Below are 26,477 nucleotides of genomic sequence, written 5' to 3'. Positions count from 1 at the left end.
TATAAGGATATCTTTATACGAGCTCATGACACTGACTGCTGACCAGACCGTCGAGGCCCTGCGCGCCGCGGGCGAACCGACCCGTTTACGCGTGCTGTCGCTGCTGGCCGCCGAGGAGCTGTCGGTTATGGAGCTGTCGCGGGTTCTGGACCAGAGCCAGCCGCGCGTGTCGCGTCACCTGAAGCTGATGGCCGACGCCGGGCTTATCGAACGATTCCCTGACGGGGCGCGGGTCTTCTACCGCCTGTCCCACGACGCCCTGTCGCGGCGGCTGATCGACACCGTTCTGGACCTGCTGGACGACGCCGAGGGCGAGGCCGACCATCGCCGTCTGGACGAGGTGCGCAAGGAGCGCGCCATCGACGCCGCCCGCTATTTTGAGCAGGTCGCGCCCCAGTGGGACCAGATGCGCAGCCTCTATGTCTGCGAAAGCGCGGTCGAGACCGCCGTCGAGCAGGCGGCGGGTCCCGGCCCGTTCGAGCGTGTCGTCGATCTGGGCACCGGCTCGGGTCGGATGCTGACCCTGTTCGGCAAGAAGGCGAAGATGTCGGTCGGGCTCGACCTCAGCCAGAACATGCTCAACATCGCCCGCGCCAATGTCTCCAAGGCCGGGCTGGACAAGGTCGAGCTGCGTCACGGCGACATCTTCTCGACCCGCCTGCCCCACGCCAGCGCCGACCTGGTGATCGTGCATCAGGTCCTGCACTACCTGGCCGATCCCGCCGCCGCCGTGGCCGAGGCCGCGCGTCTGGTCATGCCGGGCGGCAAGCTGCTGATCGTCGACTTCGCCCCGCACCAGCTGGAGCAGTTGCGCGAGGCGCACCAGCACCGCCGGCTGGGCTTCGCCGACGAGGAAATCCAGGGCTGGCTGGCCGACGCGGGCCTGGCCGCCGACGCCCCGGTCGCCCTGCCGCCCGACACCGAGGGCCTGACCGTCCACATCTGGACCGGCGAGCGCGCCGACGTCCCTGCTCGAAAGACCGCCTGATGGCTCCCTCCTCCGCTTCCTCGCTGAATTTGGCCGAAGCCCGCGCCCTGCTGCTGTCGCCGCTGGGCCCGGTCGCGCGCGCCGGCTCGAACCACAACGCCGTCAACGTCTCCTTCGAGTTCTTCCCGCCCAAGTCGGACGAGGCCGAGGCCAATCTGTGGTCCGCCATCCGTCGGCTGGAGCCGCTCAACCCCGCCTTCGTCTCGGTCACCTATGGCGCGGGCGGCTCAACGCGGGAGCGCACCCACCGCACGGTCCAGCGCATCATCAGCGAGACGACCCTGCGCCCCGCCGCCCACCTGACCTGCGTCGAGGCCAGCCGGGACGAGGTGGATGAGGTCATCGAGGGCTACAAGGTCATCGGCGTCGATCACATCGTGGCCCTGCGCGGCGATCCACCGGGCGGACATGATAATTCTGGGGGCATCGGCGGCGCCTATGCCCCTCGCGCCGACGGCTACGCCAACGCCACCGAACTGTCCCGGGCCATCAGCCGCGTCGGCGGCTTCGACATCACCGTCGGCGCCTATCCCGAGAAACACCCGGAAAGCCCGTCGATCGGCCACGACATCGACGTGCTGAAGGCCAAGGTGGACGCGGGCGCCACGCGCGCGGTGACCCAGTTCTTCTTCGACATCGAGGCCTTCCTGCGCTTCCGCGACCGGGTGCGGGCGGCGGGCGTGAACATCCCCCTGATCCCCGGCATCATGCCCGTGTCCAACTTCAAGGGCCTGAGCCGCATGAGCGCGGCCTGCGGCGCCTCCATCCCCGACTGGCTGGCGGCCCACTTCGACGGCCTGGACGACGATCCCGAGACCCGCAAGCTGCTGGCCGCCTCCATCGCCGCCGAAACCTGCGCGCGACTGCAGGAAGAGGGCTTCTCGGACTTCCACTTCTACACCCTGAACCGCGCCGAGCTGGTCTATGCCATCTGCCGTGTGCTGGGCGTGCGTGAAACCAAGGCTGTTGCGTAAATGACTTCCCCCCTTTCGTCCCCCTTGGCCCGCCAAGACCGCATCGCCGCCCTGCACGCGGCGGCCAAGGAACGCATCCTGGTCCTCGACGGCTCCTGGGGCGTCATGATCCAGCGGCGCGGGCTGGAGGAAGCCGACTTCCGCGGCGACCGCTTCGTCGCGGCCAAGGGCTATGACGAAAAGCAACAGATGAAGGGGAATAACGACATCCTCTGCATCACTCGCCCCGACATCATCGCCGACCTGCACGACCAGTATTACGGCGCGGGCGCCGACATCAGCGAGACCAACACCTTCTCCGGCACGGTGCTGGCCCAGGACGACTATCATCTGGACGCCCAGGCCGTCTGGGACATCAATCTGGAAGGCGCCAAACTGGCCCGCGCCGCCGCCGACCGCTGGACCGAGAAAGAGCCGCACAAGCCCCGCTTCGCCGCCGGCTCCATCGGCCCGCTGACCAAGATGCTGTCCATGTCATCGGACGTGAACGATCCCGGCGCGCGCAGCGTGACCTTCGATCAGGTCTATGAGGCCTATCGCCATCAGGTGCAGGCCCTGAACGAGGGCGGCGTCGACCTCTATCTGATCGAAACCATCACCGACACGCTGAACTGCAAGGCCTGCATCAAGGCCATCAAGGACCTTGAGGACGAGGGCCTGCCCGCCCTGCCTATCTGGATTTCCGGCACCATCACCGACCGTTCGGGCCGGACCCTGTCGGGCCAGACCGCCGAGGCCTTCTGGAACAGCGTGCGTCACGCCAAGCCCTTCGCCGTCGGTTTCAACTGCGCCCTCGGCGCCGACCTGATGCGGCCCTTCATCGCCGAACTGAGCCGCGTGGCCGACACCCTGGTCGCCGCCTACCCCAACGCCGGCCTGCCCAACGCCATGGGCCAGTACGACGAGCAGCCGCACGAAACCGCCCACTTCATCGAGGAATGGGCCGCCTCGGGCCTGGTCAACATCGTCGGCGGCTGCTGCGGCACCACCCCCGACCACATCAAACACGTTGCCGAAGAGGTCGCGCCGCTGAAACCGCGCGAAATCCCGGAACGCCCCGTGGCCATGCGCCTGGCGGGGCTTGAGCCGTTCGAGCTGGTGGCCTGAGGACGACATAATGACCGACAAGATGGCCGACCTGTTCAAAGACCCTGAACACGCAAAGACCTACGCCGAGCGCCCCAAGAAGATCATTCCCGGCTTCGACGGCCTGCACCGCATCATGGCGCAGCTGATCGCCGAAGCGTCGCCCGCGAACACGCTTGTGGTCGGCGGCGGCGGCGGGCTTGAGCTCAAAACCCTGATCGACGCCCTGCCCGAGGCCCGATTCTGCGCCGTCGATCCGTCCGCCGAGATGGTCGCCCAGGGCAAGGCCTACCTTGGCGACCCGGCCTGCGTGAATTGGGTCGAAGGCTATGTCTTCGATGCGCCGGAAACGCGCTTCGACGCGGCGACCTGCATGCTGACGCTGCACTTCGTACCCGATGACGGCGCCAAGCTGGACACCCTGAAGGCCATTCACAGTCGCCTGAAACCCGGCGCACCGTTCGTCATGGCGCATATCAGTATCGACAAGAACGATCCCGCCTCTGACCGCCAGTTCGACCGCTACATCCGCTTCTCCAGCGACAGCGGCCTCGACCCCGCAGTGATTGAAAAGGCCCACGAACGCGTGCGCACCCAACTCAACTGCGTCGGCCCCAAGCGCGACGAGGAACTGCTGCGCGAAGCCGGCTTTGGCGAGATTGAGCAGGTCTTCCAGGGCCTGTCGTGGCATGGCTGGGCGGCCTACGTCTGATGCGTCCTGTCTTCATCAACGTCGGCGAGCGGACCAATGTCACCGGCTCGGCCAAGTTCCGCAAACTGGTGGTGGACGGCGACTACGCCGCCGCTCTCGACGTCGCCCGCCAGCAGGTCGAGGCGGGTGCCCAGATCATCGACATCAACATGGACGAGGGCCTCCTGGACGGCGCCGTCGCCATGCGCACCTTCCTCAACCTGATCGCCGCCGAGCCCGACATCGCGCGCGTCCCGGTCATGATCGACAGCTCCAAGTGGGAGGTTATCGAGGCCGGTCTGAAGTGTGTTCAGGGCAAGCCGATCGTCAACTCGATCAGCATGAAGGAGGGCGAGGCCGCCTTCCGCGAGCACGCAATCAAGTGCCTGCGCTACGGCGCCGCCGTCGTGGTCATGGCCTTCGATGAAGTGGGCCAGGCCGACACCGCCGCGCGCAAGATCGAGATCTGCACCCGCGCCTACAATATCCTGGTCAACGAGGTCGGTTTCCCGCCCGAGGACATCATCTTCGACCCCAATATCTTCGCCGTGGCGACGGGGATCGAGGAGCACGACAACTACGCCGTCGACTTCATCGAGGCGACTCGCGAGATCAAGCGCACCCTGCCCTACGCCCGCGTCTCGGGCGGGGTGTCGAACGTCTCGTTCAGCTTCCGCGGCAACGAGCCGGTGCGCCGGGCCATCCACAGCGTCTTCCTGTACCACGCCATCAACGCCGGCATGGACATGGGCATCGTCAACGCCGGCGACCTGCCCGTCTATGACGACATCGACCCGGTTCTGCGCGAGGCGGTCGAGGATGTGATCCTGAACCGGCCGCAGCGGACCAATGTGTCCAACACCGAGCGGCTGGTGGACATGGCGCCCAACTACAAGGGCGAGAAGGGCGCGGCCCGCGTCGTCGACCTGACCTGGCGCGAGCAGCCCGTCGCGGCCCGCATCGCCCACGCCCTGGTCCACGGCATCACCGAGTTCATCGAGGCCGACACCGAGGAGGCCCGCCTGGCCTCCGAACGTCCCCTGCACGTCATCGAAGGTCCTCTGATGGACGGGATGAACGTGGTCGGCGACCTGTTCGGCTCGGGCAAGATGTTCCTGCCGCAGGTGGTGAAGTCCGCCCGCGTGATGAAGCAGGCCGTGGCCTGGCTGGAACCCTTCATGGAGGCCGAAAAGGCCGGCAAGCCGCGCGAGCAGGCGGGCCGCATCCTGATGGCCACCGTCAAGGGCGACGTCCACGACATCGGCAAGAACATCGTCGGCGTCGTGCTGCAGTGTAACAACTACGAGGTCATCGACCTGGGCGTCATGGTCCCGGCCGACCGCATTCTGGACGCCGCCATCGAGCACAAGGTGGATATCATCGGCCTCAGCGGCCTCATCACCCCCTCGCTGGACGAGATGGTTTTCGTCGCCCGCGAGATGGAGCGGCGCGGCTTCGACATTCCCCTGCTGATCGGCGGGGCCACCACCAGCCGCACCCATACGGCGGTCAAGATCGAGCCCGGCTATCGCAAGGGTTCGACCACCTATGTCATCGACGCCAGCCGCGCCGTCGGCGTGGTCTCGGGTTTGCTGTCGCCGACCGAAAAAGCCAACAACGAAGCCGCCACCCGCGACGAATATATCCGCATCCGCGAGCAGTACGCGCGCGGACAAGAGGCGAAGGCCCGCGCCACGATCCAGCAGGCGCGCGAAAACCGCTTCCAGCCCGATCCGGCAGCCCCCATGCCGGGCAAGCCCTCCTTCCTGGGCGTTCGCAGCTTCGACGCCTGGGACCTGCAGGATCTGGCCGACCACATCGACTGGACCCCCTTCTTCGCCAGCTGGGAGCTGATCGGCCGCTACCCGCTGATCCTCGAAGACGAGATCGTCGGCGAAGCGGCCAAGGACCTGTTCCGCGACGCCCAGGCCATGCTGAAGCGGATCATCGACGAGAAGTGGTTCACGGCGAAGGGCGTCGTCGGCTTCTGGCCCGCTCAGGCCGTCGGCGACGACATCGCCGTCTATGCCGATGAGGACCGCGCCGAAGAAATCGCCCGTTTCCACACCCTGCGCCAGCAGATCAAAAAGTCGAACGGCAAGCCCAACCTGGCCCTGTCAGACTTCATCGCGGAAGAAGGCCAGGACTACGTCGGCGCCTTCGCCGTCACGGCGGGCCACGGCGAACTGGAAGTCGCCAGGAAGTTCAAGGACGCCGGCGACGACTACTCCTCGATCATGGCCACAGCCCTGGCCGACCGCCTGGCCGAAGCCTTCGCCGAAGCCCTGCACAAGAAGGTGCGGACCGAACTGTGGGGTTATGCGCCCGACGAAGCGACCTCGGTGCAAGACCTGATCGAAGAGAAGTACCAGGGCATTCGCCCTGCCCCCGGCTACCCGGCCCAGCCCGACCACACGGAAAAGGCCACCCTGTTCCGCCTGCTCGACGCGGGTGCCAACGCCGGCATGGCCCTGACCGAAAGCTACGCCATGACGCCCCCGGCCTCGGTCAGCGGCCTCTACTTCGGCCATCCGGGCAGCCACTACTTCGGCGTCGGCAAGATCGACCGCGATCAGATCGAGGACTACGCCCGCCGCAAGGGCTGGGACGTGGAAACCGCCGAACGCTGGCTGGCCCCCATCCTCAACTACGATCCAAGTACAGCGGCGCGTGAGACGGCGGCCTAGCCCATTCTCGACCACATCACCGCACGGAGCGTCACCTGTCGTCCCATCTGACGCCGGGCGCGCGCAACCGAATTCAAAAAAGGGCGGCGAACCGAAGTTCGCCGCCCTGATCAGACTACCTCAAACTTAGAAGCGGTAGCGCAGACCGAAGCGAAGCGTACGCGGAGCCTGGTAGCTGCGCGCCATGCCGAAATAAGGCGCACGAGCATTCGGGGCATTGCTGCCGGTGCGGACCAGACCCTGCTCCACGACTCGCGTGACTTCGTCATTGTCAAAGACATTGAAGATGTCGACCGAGGCCGTCAGAGCGCCCTTCGTCTCGTCCTGGAGCAGGTTGAAGTTCATGCTCAGGTCAAGCTGATAGGTCCAGGGCGTTTCCCCTTGCGAACCGCGCGGCGTAGAAATGACGGCATTGTTCGCGCCAATCGGGCAGTACCAACCCGACGGGGTCCCGACTTGAGGCGACAGCGGATCGACCGACACCGGCACACGGCCCAAGCAGCCATAATAACGGCCCGACTGCGCCGTGAAGTTGGCACCGATGTTGAAGAAGTCGTTCGGCGCATAGGAACCGAACAGCTTGATCGTGTGGGCGTGATGGTTCGGCAGATAGCCATAGGCGCCCAACGAGTTGGCCGCGTGGTCGTAGTCCTGGGTGATCGACGTATCGGTCTGACCGATGTCGGACTTCACAGCGCCTTCGTAGTTACCCTTGGACTCGGCCAAGGTGTACGATCCTTGGAGCCCCCAAGTACCGTCAAACGGACGCTGGAAGGTGAACTCCAAAGCCTGATACTTGCGCTCAACTTCCGGCAGCGACAAATCCGCCGCCGTCAGATTGATCTGCTGAGGATTGTAGGCCGGATTCGCCGCCCCATTGGCCAGCGTACGCGTATCGCCCTGAAGGTCGATGAAGACCGAAGCTCCATCGCCCGGGTTCACCAGCACATAGGGGAACAGCGAAGCGAAATCAGCATCGCCCGGTCCGGACTGGCCGCAGGCCGTATTGGTGCGGATGCAATAGCGGACGATGGCGTCACCGATCGCCGTGTCCTCGATCGCTTCTTCCAGGTTGCGGTTGACATAACGAACGCCTGCAGACCAGTCGGCGAACATGCCGTCCACGAAGCTGTGTTCGTAGCCAAGCACAAACTCGCGCTCATACATCGGCTTCAGGTCGGCTTCGGCGACCGTGCGCGGATCCGGAGCGCCCGGAGGGCTGAGGTAGTCGATCTGACGGCGCGTACCGAGAACCGGGTAGTTGCCGTTCAGGGTCAGAGAGCCATTCGGATTGCGAGTCGCATCAAAGAACTCGTCCGTATAGACCTCACCCGAGGAAGCACGAATGGACGTATTGGTCGCGATCGGCAGATAATAATCACCGAACGAACCATAGATACGATTCACGCCATCACTGAGCGGGTCCCAGTTGAAGCCAAGACGCGGAGCCCATTGGTCGTCGACCTTGATATAGCTCTCGCCATCGACGTTCTTGTAATCGTATTGGTCGTTGCGGACACCCAACTGCAGCGTCAGGTTGGGCAGAATGTCCCACGAGTCCTGAACATACAGCGCGGTCTGCTCAGCCGTGAAGCGGCCGTTGTTGGCGAAGGTCAGCACTTCGACGCAACCGGCAGCGGGCGTACCGGCCGGGCAATCAGCCTGATCCAGCGCATAGTAGAGAGCCCCGCCCGAATAGGCGCTGCGCGCCGTGGACGTCAGATCTTCCTTGTCATAGCCCACACGGAGATGGTGCTCGCCAAGCAGGTTGACGTAGAAGTCGGCATCCACACGATAGGTCTTGCGGATATCCTCGCCTTCCAGATTGTAGGGGCCAGCATGAATACCTGACGTAATATAGCCCCCACCATTCGCCACATAGTCGCGAATGCCCGGAATGTTGATTGGATCACCATAATCCAGTTGAGAATTTTCTTGACGACCAAACAGCGCCGACAAGGTGAACCAATCGGTGAAAACGCCCGTGTACTTGTAAATCTGCGTCAGACCGCCGGCATCGGCGTAGATCGGCGCAGTTTCGCGCAGGTATGCATCGGTGGTGGCGTCAAACGTCTTGGTGACAGTGGTGGTGGTCGTTTCGTCGTTGATAAGCGTTGCTTCAAGACGATGCTGCGGGTTCAAAACAAAGTCCAGCTTCACCGCCCAGCGGGGATCGTCATAAGACGCATAGCTCTGGGTTCGCGTTGCGCCGGCAACGCCATCCGGGTTCGCGGCGCTGTACGCATATGTCCGCGAACGAGCGCCGGCCGTTTCGACATCACGAATGTTGTAGACGCCGAACAGGAAGAGATGATCTTTCCAGAGCGGACCGCCGATATAGGCGGTATAGTCCTTCACATCGCTCTCAGAATACTGGTTGAAGTTCTGAATGCCGGCGGCGTTGTTGCCGCCAGCCTGGTAGGAAACGCCTCGCGAGCTACGCAGACCGTTCGGAGTCCAATAGGTGCTGACCCCCCCGGTCCACTCATTGCTGCCAGAGCGGGTCACGATGTTGACGACGCCGCCGGTAGCGCGGCCGTACTCAGCTTGATAGCCGCCCGTCTTGGTGTCGATCGTCTGGATAAAATCAAACGGAAGTTCGCCGTAACCGAGGAAGCTGCGCTGATCGGTGACGTTCAGACCGTTAATATAATAGACGCTTTCAGCAGCCGAAGTGCCCGACAGCGAAACCAGCGACTGGTTGCGGCGCGAACTCGCCGCGATCGTGGCATCGGGGGCGCTGGCTCCCGGAGTGAACAGGGTCACAGCATTGATGCTGCGGCCGGTAGGCACCCGATCAGCGAATTCCTGCACATCAACGCTCAGGCCGGTATCGGTGCGGCTGAAGTCCTGCGTCTTGCGTGCGCCAGTGACGATCACGTCACCCACGGTCGTCGCTCCGCCCGCGTTGGCCACGGTAAAGGCATAGCTGCTGCCGCCCGGCGACACCGACACGCGATCGGTGGCCGAGCCAGCGGAGGATGAAATGCTGACCTCATACGAGCCGACAGCCAGAGCCGGCAGGCGGAATGAGCCGTTGGCGTCGGTCGTCGTCGTCCGCACAGTTCCCTGAGCCGACGTGGTGGTGACCGTGGCCCCCGCCACCCGCGCGCCAGAAGCATCCGAGACCGTGCCGGTCAGAACGCCGCTGGTGTAATCCTGTGCGGATGCAACTGTAGGCGCTGCGAGCGTCCCGACCGATACAGCCGTCAACGCCATGAGCGCCGTGCCGCCAATCATAGTAGACTGAAGCAGACGCTGCCGAATGTTTCTAATCTTCAAGATATCCTCCTCTGGAAGCATCCAATAAGCCGCTACCCGCCCTATCAGGGAAAGTTCATGGGCATCTGCAGCCGGGCCGGTCACCCCTCACGCTCCCTAAAGACCCATGTTAGCGGGACGCTGAAAGCGCCGCATGGAAATTTCTGCTTCGTCGCACGATGTGTGTCATATCGTCACATCCTCGCCACACTATTACTTAACGTGCTGATTTTTAGCCACATTGAGCAAAGAAAGTTGCAATGCACCCCCTAGATGAAGCCACATTTGTCGCTGGCCAGATCGACTTCAATGACCTCGCGGAAGCCGCAAGGGCCAATGTGAAGGTCGTGGTCAGCCATCGAACTCAAGGCGAAGACCCAAATCAGCCCACGTCTGCGGAAATGGCGGAGATGACCGCCAAGGCCGGCATGCGCTACTTGGAAATTCCAGTCTCGGGCCTTCCGGATCAGGCCGCTGTTCTTCGCACGCTTGAAGCTATGAACAGCCTGTCTCCGGGAGAACGCATCCTTCTCTTTTGCCGGTCAGGCATGAGATCCACCGCCGCCTGGGCCATGGCCGAGCGTCTGCGGGGCGCGAATGCGGATGATCTGCGAGCGACGGCGCTGGCCGCCGGCTACGACCTGAGCCGCCTGCCGCTTTAGCGGACGGCGGCCCGCGCCGCATAGGGCGTCGCGGGTTCCGGCGTACATGAGGCGACGATCCACTGCGTCGTCGCAAGACACAGCAAGGCGGCGATCACGGCCGGAAGCCGATTTGAGACAGGAAAAGCAGCAGTTCGGATCACGGCGACGGCTCCTGAATGGATTACAAGCGTTGAACGCAAGGTCGGCGCCACGTCGGCCCCCGCTGCACGCCGAGGACGCCCGCCCGTGATCCCCTATGTCCGACAGTTCGACTTCACCTACGGCCATCGTGATCAGGTGTCGCCGCTGATCCAGCGGGTCATCGCCGACAATCCGGGACCGTTCACCTTCACCGGAACAGGGACCTATATCGTCGGGCGCGACATGCCGGGGGCGAGTGTGGCGGTGATCGACCCCGGCCCCGAAGACGAGGCTCACCTGCACGCCCTGTTGCGCGCAGTGAAGGGGCGGACCGTCAGCCATATCCTGGTGACCCACACCCATCGCGACCACGCCCCCCTGTCGCGCGCCCTGGCCGAGGCGGTCGGCGGCGCGCCGATCCTGGCGGCGGCGCCGCAAGGGCCGACCATCCACGCCTCGGACGCCATGGATGAGGCCTCGATGGACGAGGACGACGATGCGGACTTCACGGCGGACGTCATCCTGAGCGACGGCGACAGAATCGAAGGCGACGGCTGGACCCTCGAGGCCATGGCCACGCCGGGCCATGCGTCCAACCACATGGCCTTCGTCCTGCGCGAGGAGAACGCCCTGTTCAGCGGCGACCATGTCATGGGCTGGTCCACCACCGTCGTCGCCCCGCCGGACGGCGACATGGCCGCCTATATGGCCAGTCTTGACCGGGTGCTGGCGCGCGGCTTCTCGACCATCTGGCCGACGCACGGCCCGGCCATCACTCAGGTCGCGCCCTTCCTGAAGGCCTATCGCGACCATCGGCTGGAGCGCGAGGCGCAGATCATGGCGCGGCTGGCGGCGGGCGACGAGACGATCGCCCAGATGGTCCCGGCCCTCTATGCCGCCGTCGATCAGCGGCTGTGGCCGGCCGCCAGCCTGTCGGTGCTGTCACACCTGATCAAGCTGGTGAAGGAGGGCCGCGCCGCGGCCACGCCGGAACCGACGCTGGCCGCCAGCTACAGCCTGACCGCCGACTAGGGCTGCAGACCGTCCGTAATGGCGCGGGCCAGTCGGCAAGCCTCGTCGCCGACCGCCACGCCCTCTCGCTGGGCCACGCGCACGTCAGTGCGGCCCGGACGAATGCGAATGGCGGCGTCATGGGTCAGGCCGAACCAGAAGCCTTCCTTGGAGCCGTCCGCCCTGAAAGCCGCCGCGCCGCGAGGCGTAAATCCCGCCGCCTCCAGCGCCGCCGCCGCCGTTTCGGGCGCCACCTGGCGCGGAACGGAAACCAGATCAGGACAGGCGACGGATGGGGTCGCCCCCCCCTGCCCGCCGCGCATGGCCAGCACCGCACGGGAGAAGGCGGGAGGCTCGCCCGCGTCGGTGGTCACATCATTAGCGGCCAGGACGGCGAAGCGCTGCCCCTGCACCATGAACAGGGCCACGGCCGCGCCGGCTACGACCAGTGAAACCGCGGCGTAGAGCCCGCGGCGCCTCATGTCCTTCATCGCGACGATGACGGCGACCAAAGCCGCCGCCAGCCCGACAAAGGCCAGGATGCGTCCGATCCTCAGCGTCAGCACCTCCAGGCCGAACTCGGCGCTCCACAGACCGAGCCGCGTCCCGAAGACGGCGGCCAGCACCAGCAGAGGCGCCGCGAACGCCGCCAGCGTCAGCCAGCGCAGACGGATTTCAGCCGTTCGCGCCTGCGTTCGGGATGGTTCAGCCATGCGGCCCTCCTGAAAGATCAGCCTGCGGTCGGCAGACGGTAATCCTTCATCTGCTCGCGCAGCAGCTTCTTGTCGATCTTGCCCGTGGCGCCCAGCGGAATATCAGCCAGGAAGACCACGTCGTCCGGCATCCACCACTTGGCGATCTTGCCGACCAGGAAGTCCAGATGCTCCTGCTTGTCCTCGGTCTCGCCCTCCTTCAGCTTGATCAGCAGGACCGGGCGCTCATCCCATTTCGGGTGGGCCGAGCCGATGACGGCGGCCAGGGCGACCTTGGGATGGCCCACGGCCAGGTTCTCGATCTCGATGGAGCTGATCCATTCGCCGCCCGACTTGATGACGTCCTTGGCGCGGTCGGTGATCTGCATGAAGCCGTGGTCGTCGATGGTCGAGACGTCGCCGGTGTCAAAGAAGCCTTCGTTGTCCAGGATCTCGCCGCCCTCGTCGCGGAAATAGGCGCGGGCGATGGTCGGCCCCTTGATCATCAGTCGGCCGTAGGTCGAGCCGTCGTGCGGCATCTCCTGACCGGCGTAGTTCTTCAGCTTCAACTCGACACCCAGCGGCGGCGTGCCCTGCTTGACCCGCCACTTCAGCTGCTCCTCAAACGGCAGGGCGGCCAGTTCCGGCGTCATGTTCGACAGGGTGCCGATGGGCGAGGTCTCGGTCATGCCCCAGCCCTGCAGAACCTCGACGCCGAACTCGTCGTGGAAGGCGCGGATCATGCTTTCCGGCACGGCGGCGCCGCCGATCAGCACGCGCTTGACCGTCGAGAGCTTCAGATTGTTCTCGCGCAGGTGGTTCAGCAGCCCCTGCCAAACGGTCGGCACGGCGGCCGAGAAGGTGACGCCTTCGGTCTCCAGCAGTTCATAGATGGCCGGGCCGTCCATACGCGCGCCCGGCATGACCAGCTTGGAGCCCGCCGCCGGCCCGCCGAAGGCGATGCCCCAGGCATTGGCGTGGAACATGGGCACCACCGGCAGGATGACTTCCTTGGGCGTGGCGCCCAGGACCGTCGACTGCAGGCCCAGCAGGGTATGGATGAAGTTTGAGCGGTGCGAGTAGAGGACGCCCTTGGGGTTCCCCGTCGTGCCCGAGGTGTAGCACAGGCCGCAGGCGGTCTGCTCGTCGAAGCCGCCCCACTCGATGTCTTCCGAGGATTGCTCCAACACGGTCTCATAGCACTCGACCACCGGCAGCCTGGTCTGCGGCATGTGGTCCGGGTCGGTCATGATGACGACGCGCTCGACCGAAGGACAGTGCGGCAGGATGGCGTCCAGCAGCGGCACGAAGGTCAGGTCGACGAAGATGATCCGGTCACCGGCGTGGTTGATGATATAGACCAGCTGCTCCGGGAACAGGCGGGGGTTCAGGGTGTGGCACACCGCGCCGATGCCCATGATGCCGTACCAGGTCTCGATATGGTCGCCGGTGTTCCAGGCCAGGGTAGCGATCCGGTCGCCAGGCTGCACGCCCCAGGCCTTCAGGGCGTTCGACACCCGCTTGGCCCGACCGTGGATGGCTCCATAGGTGGTGCGCTCGATCGGCCCCTCGACGGATCGCGTCACGACCTCGCGGTTCGGGTGCCAATTCTTCGCGTGATCGAGAATCTTGTCGACCGTCAGCGGCCAGTCCTGCATCAAACCCAGCATCGCATTCCCTCGTCTCGCACCCTCTAGAACGTGGCGCTTTGCAGCGACGCTATCTAGGTGAACAGCGATAAGCAACGTGCCGCTAGGGAAACAAAGTCGCAGTTTCTATCGACGGCTTGCCAAACTCGACGGCTGATCTCGCGCCTTGGCCGCCGCCGCTCGTCTGACGATCTTTCTTCGGCGAACGCGCCTCTCCTCGCTTCTGCGGCCCTGGCCTGTCGTCAATCGCGCGCGATCCGCCTAAAAGCCGCCGGAACGCACGGAGATCCCCATGACCATCCTCATCGCCATCACTGGAGGCTCAGGCTCCGGCAAGAGCACACTGGCCGAAGCCCTGGTCGCCTCCCTGCCCGCCGGCGTGGCCGTGCTGATGCGCGAAGACTCCTATTATCTGGACGCCGCCAGCGTGCCGGGCTTTGACGCCGAGACTCATGATTTCGACGATGTCGCCGCTCGCGACCACGACCTGCTGATCCAGCACCTGAAGGAGTTGAAGGCCGGCCGTCCCGTCGTCGCCCCCCTCTATTCCTTCATCCACCACGGCCGCGATCCGGGCGGTGAACCCATCCCGGCGGCCGAAGTGGTGATTCTGGAAGGCACCCACGTGCTGTGCGACCCGGCTCTGACCGCCCTGTTCGACATCAAGGTCTTTGTCGACACCCCCGCCGACATCCGCTTCATCCGCCGACTGCTGCGCGACCAGACCGAGCGCGGCCGCACCGCCGAATCCGTCATTCACCAGTACCTGCTGACGGTGCGGCCCGGGCACGAGCGCCATACGGAACCTTCGCGCACCCACGCCGATTTCATCGTCGCTGACGCTACGGCGGCCGTACGGCTGGAAGATCCGCAGGCGGTCATTCGCCTCGCCGCTCCGGTTCTCGCCCACCCGCTCCTAGCGGCTTGGCATCATTAATTGATTTCGATTCGCAGAACTTCGTTACCTGTTGCAATCGTGGCATTTTAAAGGCACGTTATCCATAGTCCTTACGGGTATGTAACGATGACTGCTTTGGCCCAAGATCTCGATGATCCTCGACGCGCCGCCATTGTGCGCCAGGCCCGATTGCACTTCATCAACGAAGGCTACGCTGGCACACGAATGGAGCCGATCGCTCGGGAATCCGGCGTCTCAACGGCCACCCTCTATGCCTTTTTCGACAGCAAGGCGGTGCTCTTCGAAGCGGTGATCAACGACGCTTCGGAGGACTTCGCCCGCCACATGGGCGCCGTGCCCATCGTCAGCGGCACGCCGCGCGAGCGGCTGGCGGCCTTCATGAGCGCCTATGCGGAGTTCATGAGCGACACCTTCGTTCGCTCCGTGTTTCGACTGGTGCTGGCGGAACGCCCGCGCTTTGAAGCCATCGCCATGCATTTCTTCGAGCGGGGACGAAACGACTTCGGCGCCGTCCTGATCGGAATGCTCATGGAAATGACAGCCGATGGCCAGATAAAGGTCGACAAGCCTTCATGGGCGGCGGGGCAGTTGATGGGGATGATCGAACACCCCGTCTTCTTCGTCCCGCTGGTCACGGGCGACGACGTCGTCGCTGAACGTGCGCCGCGCGCGATCGCCGAGGACGCAGTCGAAACCTTCCTCGCCCGCTACGCCGTCTAGTAGAGCCCCTTACGGCCAGAGGCGCGTCCGGCGCCAGGCCTCGCCTTCGCGGTCAAACCGCAACCGATCGTGCAGCCGGAAAGCTCGATCGCGCCAGAACTCGATCTGCTGCGGCACGACTCGCCAGCCCGTCCAGCGATCCGGGCGCAGCACTTCCTGCCCGTCAAAGCTCGCCGTCTTTTCAGCCACGCGCGCTTCCAGCATCGCCCGACTGGCCAGCGGCCGCGACTGATCAGAAGCCCAGGCCCCGATACGGCTCTCGCGCGCACGGCTGGCGAAGTAGGTGTCGGCCTCGGCCACACTGACCTGCTCGACAACACCACGAACGCGCACCTGCCGACGCAAACTCTTCCAGTGGAAGACCAGGGCCGCCGACGGATGGGCCCACAGCTGCTCGCCCTTGGCGCTTTCCTGGTTTGAGAAGAAGGTGAAGCCGCGCCCGTCCACATCCTTCAGCAGGACGATCCGCGCATCCGGCATTCCCTCGGCGTCGATCGTCGCCAGGGTCATGGCGTTGGCGTCGTTCGGCTCGGACGCCTTGGCCGCCTCCAGCCACTCGGCGAACAGGCCATAGGGCTCGACTTGCTCGAACATGGTCTCGTCCGCATTGGCCGCCAGTTGCGCGGCGTAGTCCTGAACAGACGGGCTGGGCGGGATCAGGGGCTGGGTCATGCGTGATTCTCTACACCCGCATTTCCCCTACGTCATCAGCCGTAGACTAAGGCGGGACACCAAGCTTCACCATAAACTGAAATTCTCGTTTCAGTCGACAAGGTTAACCCAGTCTTGACCATATTGGCCCGAGGCTGGTCGCCATGTGCGCGGACGCCCTCACCCCTGAACACGCCCGGTCGCTGATGGGCCTGACCGGGCCCGTCGGTCCTGAAGGCCTGACCGCTGCCTTCCGTACGGCGGTCAAGGCCGCGCGTCCCGACGCGCACGGCGGCGACGCCGACAGGTTCCGCCGCGTCATCGCCGCCTATCGCCTCTTGCAGGCCCAGACCCTGGCCCTGCCCGCCCCCGCATCGCACGCCAAGTCGGCGCCCTTCACGCCGCCGCCCGCCCCTGCGCCCCTGCTGACCCTGACGCCGATGCAGGCGATCAGCGGCGGCTGCGTCCGCGTGGTCGTCGGATGTCGCACCCTGCTGATCCACGCTCCGCCGGGCGTCCGCAGCGGCGACACGATCCGGCTGAAACGCGGCGCCGCGAACGGCGGCGACCTTCTGCTGCCTGCCCTGATCCGGCCCGCCGACGGCCTGTCGGTCCTGGGCGGCGACCTGTTCATGACCTGGGCCGTGCCGCAGCGGATGATGGACGACGGCGGTCGCATCGAGATCATGACCCACGCCGGTCCGCGCTCGTCCTGGCTGGTTCCCGACATGGTCGAGCCGGTGCGTCTGCGCCTGAAAGGCCTGGGCCTGCCCGCGCGCGGCAGTCGGCCCGCCGGCGACCTGTTCGTCAAGCTGGAGGCCTCGGCCGATCTGCCCTCGGCGGCCGAAGACCTGCTGCTGCGCTTCACGCGGGTCTGGACGCCGGAGCGCATCGCGGCCTAAGCCGTATTCCATGTCGCACAATACCTTCGGTCATCTGTTCCGCGTCACCACCTGGGGCGAAAGCCACGGCCCGGCCATCGGCTGCGTCGTCGACGGCTGCCCGCCGCTGATCCCGCTGACCGAGGCCGACATCCAGCCCCTGCTCGACCTGCGCAAGCCCGGCGGCAGCCGCTTCGTCACCCAGCGGCAGGAGGCCGATCAGGTCCGCATCCTGTCCGGCGTCTTCGACGACGGAAACGGTCCCGTCACCACCGGCACGCCGATCAGTCTAATGATCGAGAACACCGACCAGCGCTCCAAGGATTACGGCGAGATCGCCCGCGCCTTCCGTCCCGGCCACGCCGACTTCGCCTATCAGGCCAAGTACGGGGTGCGCGACCACCGCGGGGGCGGGCGTTCGTCCGCACGCGAAACGGCCAGCCGGGTCGCGGCGGGGGCCGTGGCGCGCAAGGTGTTGGGAGAGAACGTCCGCATCCGCGCCGGCGTGGTCCAACTGGGCCCGCACCGCATCGCCGACGAGGCCATCGACTTCGACGCCGTCTATGACAACGCCCTGTTCGCCGCCTCGGCTGAGGTCGTCCCCGCGTGGGAGGCCTATCTGGACGGCGTACGCAAGGCCGGCTCCTCCATCGGCGCCGTCGTGGCGCTGGAGGTCACGGGCGTGCCCGCCGGCTGGGGCGCGCCGCTCTACGCCAAGCTGGACGCCGAACTGGCCTCGGGCCTGATGTCGATCAACGCGGTCAAGGGCGTCGAGATCGGCGCGGGCTTCGGCGCCGCCGAACTGACGGGCGAGGACAACGCCGACGAAATGCGCCTGGGCGACGACGGCCTGCCGGTCTTCCTGTCCAACAAGGCGGGCGGGGTCCTCGGCGGCATCTCGACCGGCCAGCCGCTGACGGCGCGCGTGGCCTTCAAGCCCACCTCCTCCATCCTGACCCTGCGCCAGACCATCAACCGCGACGGCGCCGAGGTCGACCTGCGCACCAAGGGCCGCCACGACCCCTGCGTCGCCCTGCGCGGCGTCCCGGTGGTCGAGGCCATGGCCGCCATCGTGCTGGCCGACGCCATGCTCCGCCACCGGGCGCAGGTGGGGTAACGCCCCCTCTCTTCCGTCATCCCGGCCGAAGCGCAGCGCAGAGCCGGGACCGCAACGAACGCCGCCGTCAGCACTTCTCGCGGTCCCGGATAGCGGCTCCGCCGCTTCCGGGATGACAAGCTTTGCGCCACACCCCTTTTCGCAACAGTCATTGTTACCTATATAGGTCTCGAGCGGCGCGGCATAGGCTGCGCCACAGGGAGACCGCACCATGATCGACGTCAGACCTTTCAACACCCTCGGCGGCGCCAACCACGGCTGGCTGAACGCCAAGCATCACTTCTCGTTCGCCAACTACTATGACCCCAAGCGTATGGGCTGGGGCCGTCTGCGCGTCTGGAACGACGACGAGATCGGCGCCCGCTCGGGCTTCCCGCCCCACCCGCACGCCGACATGGAGATCATCACCTATGTCCGCACCGGCGCCATCACCCACGAGGACTCGATGGGCAACAAGGGCCGCACCGGCGCGGGCGATGTTCAGGTGATGAGCGCTGGCACGGGCGTGCGTCACTCCGAGTTCAACCTCGAGAACGAGACGACCACCCTGTTCCAGATCTGGATCGAGACCGACAAGCCGGGCGCTCCGCCGTCCTGGGGCCAGCGTGAGTTCCCCAAGAGCGACCGCTCGGGCCGCTTCACCGTCGTCGCCTCGGGCGATCCGGCGGACGAGGCCCTGTCGATCAACGCCGACGCCAGGATCCTGGCCGCGACGCTGAAGGCGGGCGAGAGCCTGACCTATGACCTGGCCGCCGGTCGCCGCGCCTACCTTGTCCCCGCCGTGGGCCGGGTGGACGTCAATGGAACGACGCTGAACGCCCGCGACGGCGCCGGCATCGTCGACGAAGCCGTGATCACCATCACGGCCAGCGAAGACGCCGAACTGGTCATGGTCGACAGCCTGTAGCCCCCTCCGTCATCCCGGAAACGGCGTAGCCGTTATCCGGGACCCAGGCGGGGGCTCTTGTCGCTTTCCCGCCCGCTCAGCCTCCACCGTCTGGGTCCCGGGCTCCGCTTCGCGGCCCCGGGATGACGGCAAAAGGATGTGGGCCACGATCTAGCCCTCAGCCTCTGTTCACTTCCTAGGCGCAAGATCAGCGCCTCGGGAGATTCTCATGACCAAACCCTTCGCGCGGGCGACCGCCCTTCTGGCCGTCATCGGCGGCTCTCTGCTGCTGCAGGGCTGCGTCGTCGGGGCCGTGGTCGGCACCGGCGCGGCCGTCGTCGGCGGCACGGTCAAGGCCACTGGCGCCGTGGTCGGCGCGGGCTTCGACGCCGTCACCACCTCGGACGAGGAAACCAAGGCCAGGCGCGAGCGCGAGCAGCGCGAATGGGAACGCGAACAGCGCCGCTGCGAACAACGCCGGCGCCAGGGCAAGGACTGCTAGGGCCTTGTTCAAGCCGTTCTCACAGTCTTGACGACTTCACCCGCCAGACCCCAAATCCTCAGCCGGAAGAGGGGATCGGCGATGCGTGGATTGAGGCACGGACTTGCAGCGCTGGCGATCGCTGGCCTCGGTCTTGGGGGAACAACAGCGGCGGCGGGTCAGGCCGATGACGACTGGGAATTCGCCGAGGACGCCGCTCGCAGCCTGACCGTCGCCGCTGTCCGCTACGACTCGGGCCACGCCGTCATCGCCCAGTGCGCCAATGGCCAACTCCGGGTTCTGTTGGCCGGCCTGCCGGCGACCACCGAAACGTCGCGCCTTCTCACCGCCACCCGTTCAGGCGGCGCAACCGACACCCAGTCGTGGACCATGGATGAAGGCGGCTCCCTGACCAGCACCCTGCCTGCCCGCGATGCGCGGTTCCTGCGCGCGGGCGGCGGATTGCGGCTTCGGTCCGCTCCCGGAGACAGCGCACCGATCAACGCCGCGTTCGATCTTCCAGCCCAGTCCGCCAATCTCGATCGCGTGCTGACAGCCTGCGGATACCCGCTTGTGGACGACCGGGACGCCATACCCAGGGCAGCGCCGGACCTGCGACTGCAAAGGCCTCCGCGCGAAGGCGACGTCGGCGGTCGCCCCGGACGTTCTCTGGAACTGAGCTGCATCATTCAGAACGGCGCCTACAGCCAATGCCATGCCGACCACTTTCCAAAGGCCATGAACGTCCGAAGCGCGCGAAGCGAAGCCCTCAACAGAAACGGCTCGCGCCTTCACCCCGACGACGCCGCCGCCAACGAAGGCAAGGTCGCCTATATCTTTGTCCCTCTGCTGATCGCCGTTGCGAGAGAAGGCCTCTGACAGCCCCTTGGCTGTGATCAGGCCGCTCACGCGCCAAGCGGCCCTGTCGGACCGCGCCATTTGCGGCCTAGGGTGAGCCTTCCTCCCCAAGCGAGCCAAGCATGCAGATCGCCATCCTGCCCCTCGACGGCTTCAACGAGCTGGACAGCTTCATCGCGGCGGGCATCCTGAACCGGATGAAAACGCAAGGCTGGGCCGCCCACATCACCTGCCCCACGCCCGAGGTCACCTCCATGGCCGGCGTCACCATCCAGCGCCAGAAGCCGCTGGAGTTTCTGGCCGAGGCCGACGCCGTCCTGATCGGCAGCGGGATCAAGACCCGCGACTACGCCGCCGATCCCGCCTTCCTGTCACAACTGGAACTGGACCCGGCGCGCCAGTTGATCGGCGCCCAGTGCTCGGGAACCCTGTTGCTGGCCAGACTGGGCCTGATCGGCGACCTGCCCGCCTGTACCGACCTGACCACCAGGCCCTGGGTGGTCGAGGCCGGCGTCAATGTCGTGGACGCCCCCTTCGTCGCGCACGGCAATGTCGCCACAGCCGGCGGCTGCCTCGCCTCGCAATACCTCGCCGCCTGGATGATCGCCCGCCTGGCGACAGTTCAGGACGCCGAAGACGCCATCCACTACGTCGCCCCCGTCGGCGAAAAGGCTGAATACGTCGCGCGCGCGATGGCGGCGATGGGCCGCTTCTAAAGCCCGAGGGCGCTCAGCATTAGCCTAAGCAGGGCGACAAGCCGTTGAGCAAACAATCAGGGCCGAAGCGAGCCCCTATCGCGAAAAGCCCCTCAATATACTTACTCTACTACCAAAAAGGCACATGGCCCCGCTAACGCAGCGAAACTGAATACGTCGCGCGAAATTCAAGATCACCCTGAACCCGCGCGACGCATTAATACAATGAGACGCGACATTCGTCCCTTTATGATACGCTGCCATTGCTACAGACATCAGCAACGCGCTGAGCCATATCGCGATCCTCCTCAAGCAATGCTTGCTTGAATGCATCATCGCACCGCCCGCCATTGATCATCCTGGCAAGACGCTGAGCCCGCCTGAATTTCTGACGCTCATCACGGGCCGCCTCACGATTCCCCCGTACGCCGATTTCCCACTCAGAGATCCGCATCTCCATGACATTGCGCCAATTCGGATCGGGGATCCTTTGCACCACCGGTGGCGACTGTGGCGGCAGCAACATTGGCTGAACAGGGGGATTTGAGGTTTGCGCCGAAGCGCCGACCGCCCCCACCGATATACAAATGAGGAAGCCCAACGCAGAACATCTCATTAGCCCACTCCTTGAGAAAGGAGCACACAGTCATTCAAAGAACGATGGTCGTCAACCTTGCGCTTCGCGCCTATCGCACCCCGATGTATTTGTGCGTCTGGACGCTGAGCCGCCATTGCGGGTGGGTCAGGCAGTATTCGATGGCGGCGGCGGTGTTGGCGGCCTGGTCGGGGCCGTCCATGGGTTGCAGCCAGAAGCGTTCGAAGTCGAGACCCTCGAACCGCTCGGGCATGGCCAGGGGCTGCGGATAGACCAGCTTCAGCTCCTGACCCGAGGTCTGGACTACCGGCGCGTCGGCCTTGGGGCTGATGCAGATCCAGTCGATCCCCTCGGGCGCCGCCAGCGTGCCGTTGGACTCGATGGCGACCTCGAACCCGCGGGCGTGCAGGGCCTCGATCAGGGGCGCGTCCAACTGCATCAGCGGCTCGCCGCCGGTGCAGACCACCAACTTGGGATCGCCCTCGCGACCCCGCCACATGCCGGCGACATGGTCGGCCATCAGGTCGGCGGTCTTGAACTTGCCGCCCCCGTCGCCGTTCACGCCGACGAAGTCCGTGTCGCAGAAGCTGCAGACGGCGGTGGCGCGGTCCCGCTCCAGCCCGCTCCACAGGTTGCAGCCGGCAAAGCGCAGGAAGACGGCGGGCCTTCCGGCCTGACCACCCTCGCCCTGCACCGTCAGAAAGACTTCCTTGGCCGAATAGGTCACGCGCGCGCCGCCCATTCGCCATAGCCCGCCGCCCGCAGTTCGCAGGCCGGGCAGGTTCCGCAGCCATAGCCCCAGTCGTGGCGATGGGTCCGGTCGCCCAGGTAGCAGGTGTGGCTGGCCTCGACGATCATATCCACCAGCGCCCGCCCGCCGATCCGCTCGGCCAGGGCCCAGGTCTGGGCCTTGGTCAGGAACATCAGCGGCGTCTCGATCGGCGACGGCCTGGCCAGCCCCAGGGTCAGGGCCTGACTCATGGCCTGGATCGTATCGTTGCGGCAGTCGGGATAGCCCGAGAAGTCGGTCTCGCACATGCCGCCGACCAGGACCGCCAGCCCCCGGCGATCCGCTAGCGCCGCCGCCGCCACCAGAAAGATCAGATTACGCCCCGGCACGAAGGTGTTGGGCAGGCCGCGCGCGTCGGCCTCGATGGCGCGATCCGTGGTCATGGCCGTCTCGCCGATGGCCCCGAAACCGGTCAGGTCGACCACGTGATCCGGCCCCAGCCGCCCGGCCCATTGCGGCAGGACGTTCACCATTTGCTCGCGCACCGTCTGGCGCGCCGACATCTCGACCGCGTGACGCTGACCATAGTCGAAGCCGATGGTCTCGACCCGCTCATACCGTTCCAGCGCCCAGGCCAGGCAGGTGGCGCTGTCCTGCCCGCCCGAAAACAAAACAAGGGCCGATTTTTCAGAAGCTTGCGGCGTAACGCTCATGACGAACCTGCGGTCGGCCGGCGGCCGCGCGCATCCAGAAGGAGACAGGGAAAGATTGGATCAGCCCTCCCTATACGCCACTCGGCGTCGCGCCGCAAAACACGACCGACCGACCCTTTTCGTCAGTTTGAGCAAATTCGGTTCGCTCTTAACCCTTTCGCAAAGCGTTCTCACAGAATGTAAAACTCCATATTGGAGTGCCGGCCGTATGCCGACGATCGAAGTGCTGACCGAGCGCGTAGAGCCGGTGACCGCCGCCACCATGGCGAGCGCGGTCCTTGCTCGGTTTGAGCGCGAACCGGACACCCTGGTCATCCCGGTCGTCGATGGCGAACGCCCTCTGGGTCTGATCGAACGCAGCGACTTCCTGATGAAGCTGTCCAGCTCGCTGGGTCAGAGTCTGTACGGCGCCCGCGAAGTCACCCACGTCATGGACGCCGAACCCGCCGTGGTCGAGGCCGGGGTCCGCATCGACGCCTTTTCCGACATCATCCTGAAGAGCGGACCCGGCGCCCTGATGCGCGGCTTCATCGTCACCCGCAACGGCGCCTATCGCGGCGTCGGCACGGCGGTGTCCCTGCTGCGCGCGGTCAACGCCATCCAGCGCCAGAATAACCACGACCTGAGCGAGCAGGTGCGCGCCCTCAGCGACGCCGAGGTCCAGGCCGCAGCCTCGGCCCGCGCCAAGAGCCAGTTCATGGGCCTGATGAGCCGCGAACTGCGCACGCCGATGAACGGCGTCCTGGCCGTCGCCGAATTGCTGCGTCGCCAGCCTCTGAGCGAAGCCGCTCTCGCCCACGTCCAGACCATCATCGATTCCTCGGAAACCCTGCTCGACACCCTGCAGGACGCCCTGGACCTGGCCCGAGCCCAGGCCGGCGAGCTGGAGCTGAAGCCCGAGCCGACGCCGCTGCGCGCCGTGATGGACGAGGTTCAAGCCCTGTGGGCGCCCCGCGCCGCCCAGGACGGCGTGACCCTGATGGTCGGCTATGAAGGCGACACCGAGTTGGCCGGCGTGCTGGATGGCGCGCGCCTGACCCAGGTGTTCAACAACCTGATCGGCCACGCCCTGAAATTCGCCCGCAACGGCATGGTGGAAGCCAGCCTCAAGGCCATGGTGATCGGCGACCATGTGCGCCTGGAAGCTCGCGTTCGTGACGACGGCCCCGGCGTAGACTCGACGCGCATCGACCAGATTTTCGAACAAACGGAAGGTGCGGACGGCGCAGGCCTGGGCCTGGCGATCAGCCGCCACCTGATCGAGCAGATGGACGGCCGCATCTGGGCCGAGAACAATATCGGCCGCGGCGCCACCTTCGCCTTCGACCTGTCGGCCCCGCGCGCCGTCATTGAACAGGAAGAGCCGTCCAACGTCTCCACCCTGGACGAACTGGATCTGCAGGCCCGCCCGCACGTCCTGATCGCCGACGACAACGCGACCAACCGCGTCGTGGCCCAGGCCCTGTGCGAAATGTTCGGCTGCACCTCGGAAACCGTCGAGGACGGCCAGGAAGCGCTGGAAGCCGTTCAGATTCGTCCGTTTGACCTGATCCTGATGGACATCAAGATGCCGCGCATGGACGGCGTCCAGGCGACTCAGGCCATTCGCGCCCTGCCCGGTGACAGCCGGAACATTCCCATCGTGGCCTTGACCGCCAACGCCGATCCTGAGGACGCCAAGCACTATCTGGCCGTCGGCATGGCCGCCGTGGTGGAAAAGCCCATCAAACCGGAGCGCCTGCGCATGGCGATGAACGCGGCTCTCGCCGCCGACCCCGCCGTCGCGTCGGACGCGCCGAGGGCGCGGAAACGTCCCGCCGCCTGATCCCTCGCCTTCCGGCGGCCTGACCCGCGGCCACTGGACAAGCCCCCGCGCCACGGGCCACCAAGGCGAGCGCTGTCACGCTCGGCCTGACCGTCGACAGCCTTAGCCAAGGGCGTCTCGATGACGGATATGTTTTTGACCAACCTGCTGCCGCAACTCGCCGCGGGCGCGGCTCACACCCATGCCCTGGGCTTTCAGTATGAAGGTCTGGACGGCGACCGCGTGCGCCTGCGCGTGCCCTATCGCGACGACCTGGTCGGCGATCCCGAGACCGGCGTCCTCGCCGGGGGGCTGGTCACCACCCTCCTGGACCATGTCGGCGGCCTGGCGGTCTGGGTCGGCCTTGGGACCTATCAACCCATCGCCACCCTCGATCTGCGGGTCGATTACATGCGCGCCGCCATGCCCAAGCGCGATCTGATCGCCGAGGCGCGCTGCTACCGGTTGACGCGCAGCATCGGTTTCGTCCGCGCCTGGGCTTTCGAGGACGACCCCGCCGATCCCGTGGCGGCCGCCCAGTCCGCCTATGTCATCAGCGCCGAGGGCGATCACCGCGCCGGCGCCAACCTGCGCCCTCGGGCCAGCCACACTGGAGACGCTGCATGAGCGCCCCCCTGCTCGACAGTCTGCCCTACGCCCGCTTCCTGGGCCTGCGGACGCAGTTGAACGGGGACGAACTGACGGTCGTCATGCCCTTTGCCGACCATCTGATCGGCAATCCCATGCTGCCGGCCCTGCACGGCGGATCGACCGCCGCCCTGCTGGAGATGACCGCCGTCGCCCAGGTGGCGCTCAGCTATCCGCGCCTGCGTCTGCCCCGCCCGATCAACGTCACCGTGGCCTATCTGCGTTCGGGACGCCCGAACGACGTCTTCGCCCAGGCCCGGATCAACAAGGCCGGCCGGCGCGTCGCATACGTGGTGGCCGAGGCCTGGCAGCAAGGCCGCGACCAGCCCATCGCCGCCCTGACCGCCCACTTCCTGCTCGATGACGATGAGGGCTCAACCTAGGGCGGCGAAAACAACTTAAGATTGAAACGTAACCCTTGGTAAACAAACCCCTACCAAACACCCTTAATACGCGTTAAGAAATGACGGTGTTTCTTTATTGAGGGGTAAAGCCATGGATCGCTCTGAAGTCATCGCCAGCGTCGCTGGCGACCTCTACGCCACCGAAAAGGCTGTGGATGACGCCATCACCCACGCCACCACCCTGGTTCAGTCGATGATCGGCGCCCGCGCCGCCCTGTCGATCTCTCCGGTGTCCGGCGCTGCTTCGCAAGCCAAGGCCATCGAGGCCATCATGGCTCTCAGCACCGCCCGCGACGCCGTCGTCGCCTGCCACGCCGAGCTGCAGAAGGATCACCGTCGCCTCGGCTACGGCGTCTACGCCGCCGGCCCGCTGAACAAGCCCGACGAGTGGGACGACCGCCCGATGACCCGCAAGAGCGATCATCTGCGCGTCGCTTAATTCGGCGTAATCTAGGATATCGAGGCTCCGGTTCTCGATAACTCTGCTGTATGTTGGCCCCCATTGTCATGGCGACAGTGGGGGCCTTCGTGTTTGAAACCATTGCTGGCTA

General features: G+C 65.7%; 26 protein-coding genes. 19 read left to right on the top strand and 7 right to left on the bottom strand.

The annotated features are described in order from the left end of the window. The first annotated feature begins 25 nt into the window (after positions 1–25). The 5 genes from ACI2KI_RS00435 to metH are packed head-to-tail and all read left to right on the top strand — an operon-like array spanning position 26 to position 6,426. Positions 26–988: an ArsR/SmtB family transcription factor gene (locus tag ACI2KI_RS00435; protein WP_404616817.1), complete on the top strand. Its 963-nt coding sequence runs from the start codon at positions 26–28 to the stop codon at positions 986–988. Next, positions 988–1,962, top strand: coding sequence for a methylenetetrahydrofolate reductase [NAD(P)H] (metF, locus tag ACI2KI_RS00430; RefSeq protein WP_404616815.1), 975 nt, complete (start codon positions 988–990; stop codon positions 1,960–1,962). The genes ACI2KI_RS00435 and metF overlap by 1 nt, the downstream gene beginning before the upstream one ends. Next, a complete protein-coding gene (locus ACI2KI_RS00425) occupies positions 1,963–3,069 on the top strand; it encodes a homocysteine S-methyltransferase family protein (RefSeq protein WP_404616813.1) in 1,107 nt (368 codons plus the stop codon). It abuts the gene before it with no gap. Between the two features lie 10 nt (positions 3,070–3,079). Further along, complete coding sequence (locus ACI2KI_RS00420; RefSeq protein ID WP_404616811.1) at positions 3,080–3,760, top strand: class I SAM-dependent methyltransferase; 681 nt, start codon at positions 3,080–3,082, stop codon at positions 3,758–3,760. Further along, positions 3,760–6,426 carry a methionine synthase gene (gene metH, locus ACI2KI_RS00415; RefSeq protein WP_404616809.1) on the top strand — a complete coding sequence of 889 codons (2,667 nt, stop codon included), beginning with the start codon at positions 3,760–3,762 and terminating at the stop codon, positions 6,424–6,426. Before ACI2KI_RS00420 ends, metH begins: the two co-directional genes overlap by 1 nt. Positions 6,427–6,552: 126 nt before the next feature. Here metH and ACI2KI_RS00410 read toward each other — a convergent pair whose 3' ends face one another. Beyond that, positions 6,553–9,708, bottom strand: a complete 3,156-nt coding sequence (locus ACI2KI_RS00410) for a TonB-dependent receptor (RefSeq protein ID WP_313412922.1) — start codon at positions 9,706–9,708, stop codon at positions 6,553–6,555. A 239-nt stretch (positions 9,709–9,947) separates the two neighbouring features. On the opposite strand from ACI2KI_RS00410, the gene ACI2KI_RS00405 reads away from it, so the two are divergent. Both ACI2KI_RS00405 and ACI2KI_RS00400 read left to right on the top strand, forming a co-directional pair. Next, positions 9,948–10,349: a TIGR01244 family sulfur transferase gene (locus ACI2KI_RS00405; RefSeq protein WP_292082438.1), complete on the top strand. Its 402-nt coding sequence runs from the start codon at positions 9,948–9,950 to the stop codon at positions 10,347–10,349. Between the two features lie 228 nt (positions 10,350–10,577). Beyond that, positions 10,578–11,504: an MBL fold metallo-hydrolase gene (locus ACI2KI_RS00400; RefSeq protein ID WP_404616806.1), complete on the top strand. Its 927-nt coding sequence runs from the start codon at positions 10,578–10,580 to the stop codon at positions 11,502–11,504. On the opposite strand, the gene ACI2KI_RS00395 is transcribed toward ACI2KI_RS00400, so the two are convergent. Together ACI2KI_RS00395 and ACI2KI_RS00390 are read right to left on the bottom strand one after the other, a co-directional pair. Continuing rightward, positions 11,501–12,196 carry a DUF1499 domain-containing protein gene (locus tag ACI2KI_RS00395; RefSeq protein ID WP_404616804.1) on the bottom strand — a complete coding sequence of 232 codons (696 nt, stop codon included), beginning with the start codon at positions 12,194–12,196 and terminating at the stop codon, positions 11,501–11,503. The two genes, ACI2KI_RS00400 and ACI2KI_RS00395, sit on opposite strands and share 4 nt — an antisense overlap. Before the next feature lie 17 nt (positions 12,197–12,213). Then, positions 12,214–13,845: a long-chain-fatty-acid--CoA ligase gene (locus ACI2KI_RS00390; RefSeq protein WP_404616802.1), complete on the bottom strand. Its 1,632-nt coding sequence runs from the start codon at positions 13,843–13,845 to the stop codon at positions 12,214–12,216. Between the two features lie 271 nt (positions 13,846–14,116). On the opposite strand from ACI2KI_RS00390, the gene udk reads away from it, so the two are divergent. Together udk and ACI2KI_RS00380 are read left to right on the top strand one after the other, a co-directional pair. Then, the gene (gene udk / locus ACI2KI_RS00385) at positions 14,117–14,761 is read left to right on the top strand and encodes a uridine kinase (RefSeq protein ID WP_404616800.1); all 645 of its coding nucleotides are present in this window, start codon (positions 14,117–14,119) and stop codon (positions 14,759–14,761) included. 87 nt (positions 14,762–14,848) lie between these two features. Then, positions 14,849–15,463, top strand: coding sequence for a TetR/AcrR family transcriptional regulator (locus ACI2KI_RS00380; protein WP_404616798.1), 615 nt, complete (start codon positions 14,849–14,851; stop codon positions 15,461–15,463). Between the two features lie 9 nt (positions 15,464–15,472). Here ACI2KI_RS00380 and pdxH read toward each other — a convergent pair whose 3' ends face one another. After that, the gene (gene pdxH, locus ACI2KI_RS00375) at positions 15,473–16,135 is read right to left on the bottom strand and encodes a pyridoxamine 5'-phosphate oxidase (protein WP_313105571.1); all 663 of its coding nucleotides are present in this window, start codon (positions 16,133–16,135) and stop codon (positions 15,473–15,475) included. A gap of 143 nt (positions 16,136–16,278) precedes the next feature. Between pdxH and ACI2KI_RS00370 the strand changes: the two genes are divergently transcribed. From ACI2KI_RS00370 to ACI2KI_RS00345, 6 genes are all read left to right on the top strand, one after another. Then, complete coding sequence (locus tag ACI2KI_RS00370; RefSeq protein WP_404616795.1) at positions 16,279–17,016, top strand: DnaJ C-terminal domain-containing protein; 738 nt, start codon at positions 16,279–16,281, stop codon at positions 17,014–17,016. A 10-nt stretch (positions 17,017–17,026) separates the two neighbouring features. After that, entirely contained in the window at positions 17,027–18,112 is a 1,086-nt protein-coding gene (aroC, locus tag ACI2KI_RS00365; RefSeq protein WP_404616793.1) for a chorismate synthase, read from the top strand. Positions 18,113–18,323: 211 nt separating this feature from the next. Next, a complete protein-coding gene (locus ACI2KI_RS00360) occupies positions 18,324–19,019 on the top strand; it encodes a pirin family protein (protein WP_404616791.1) in 696 nt (231 codons plus the stop codon). A 208-nt stretch (positions 19,020–19,227) separates the two neighbouring features. Then, positions 19,228–19,500 carry a hypothetical protein gene (locus ACI2KI_RS00355; RefSeq protein WP_404616789.1) on the top strand — a complete coding sequence of 91 codons (273 nt, stop codon included), beginning with the start codon at positions 19,228–19,230 and terminating at the stop codon, positions 19,498–19,500. 81 nt (positions 19,501–19,581) lie between these two features. Then, complete coding sequence (locus tag ACI2KI_RS00350; RefSeq protein WP_404616787.1) at positions 19,582–20,358, top strand: hypothetical protein; 777 nt, start codon at positions 19,582–19,584, stop codon at positions 20,356–20,358. Between the two features lie 101 nt (positions 20,359–20,459). Then, positions 20,460–21,053: a DJ-1/PfpI family protein gene (locus tag ACI2KI_RS00345; protein ID WP_404616785.1), complete on the top strand. Its 594-nt coding sequence runs from the start codon at positions 20,460–20,462 to the stop codon at positions 21,051–21,053. Between the two features lie 226 nt (positions 21,054–21,279). On the opposite strand, the gene ACI2KI_RS00340 is transcribed toward ACI2KI_RS00345, so the two are convergent. The 3 genes from ACI2KI_RS00340 to queC all read right to left on the bottom strand — a co-directional run bounded on the left by ACI2KI_RS00340 (position 21,280) and on the right by queC (position 23,070). Continuing rightward, a complete protein-coding gene (locus ACI2KI_RS00340; protein ID WP_404616783.1) occupies positions 21,280–21,633 on the bottom strand; it encodes a hypothetical protein in 354 nt (117 codons plus the stop codon). Positions 21,634–21,718: 85 nt separating this feature from the next. Continuing rightward, positions 21,719–22,354: a 7-carboxy-7-deazaguanine synthase gene (gene queE / locus ACI2KI_RS00335; protein WP_404618891.1), complete on the bottom strand. Its 636-nt coding sequence runs from the start codon at positions 22,352–22,354 to the stop codon at positions 21,719–21,721. Next, positions 22,351–23,070, bottom strand: a complete 720-nt coding sequence (gene queC / locus ACI2KI_RS00330) for a 7-cyano-7-deazaguanine synthase QueC (RefSeq protein ID WP_404616780.1) — start codon at positions 23,068–23,070, stop codon at positions 22,351–22,353. Before queC ends, queE begins: the two co-directional genes overlap by 4 nt. 208 nt (positions 23,071–23,278) lie before the next feature. Here queC and ACI2KI_RS00325 point away from each other — a divergent pair, with 208 nt between their 5' ends. The 4 genes from ACI2KI_RS00325 to ACI2KI_RS00310 all read left to right on the top strand — a co-directional run bounded on the left by ACI2KI_RS00325 (position 23,279) and on the right by ACI2KI_RS00310 (position 26,365). Next, positions 23,279–24,895 carry a response regulator gene (locus ACI2KI_RS00325; protein ID WP_404616778.1) on the top strand — a complete coding sequence of 539 codons (1,617 nt, stop codon included), beginning with the start codon at positions 23,279–23,281 and terminating at the stop codon, positions 24,893–24,895. A gap of 120 nt (positions 24,896–25,015) precedes the next feature. Further along, positions 25,016–25,501 carry a PaaI family thioesterase gene (locus tag ACI2KI_RS00320; protein ID WP_404616776.1) on the top strand — a complete coding sequence of 162 codons (486 nt, stop codon included), beginning with the start codon at positions 25,016–25,018 and terminating at the stop codon, positions 25,499–25,501. Continuing rightward, entirely contained in the window at positions 25,498–25,905 is a 408-nt protein-coding gene (locus ACI2KI_RS00315; protein WP_404616774.1) for a PaaI family thioesterase, read from the top strand. The genes ACI2KI_RS00320 and ACI2KI_RS00315 overlap by 4 nt, the downstream gene beginning before the upstream one ends. A 112-nt stretch (positions 25,906–26,017) precedes the next feature. Next, positions 26,018–26,365, top strand: coding sequence for a hypothetical protein (locus tag ACI2KI_RS00310; RefSeq protein WP_292082419.1), 348 nt, complete (start codon positions 26,018–26,020; stop codon positions 26,363–26,365). Positions 26,366–26,477: the final 112 nt, after the last annotated feature.

Source organism: Brevundimonas sp. NPDC046655 (genome assembly GCF_044901625.1).
GTDB lineage: Bacteria > Pseudomonadota > Alphaproteobacteria > Caulobacterales > Caulobacteraceae > Brevundimonas.
The sequence above is the reverse complement of the archived record's forward strand: the minus strand, read 5'-3'. Positions and strand labels throughout refer to the sequence as shown.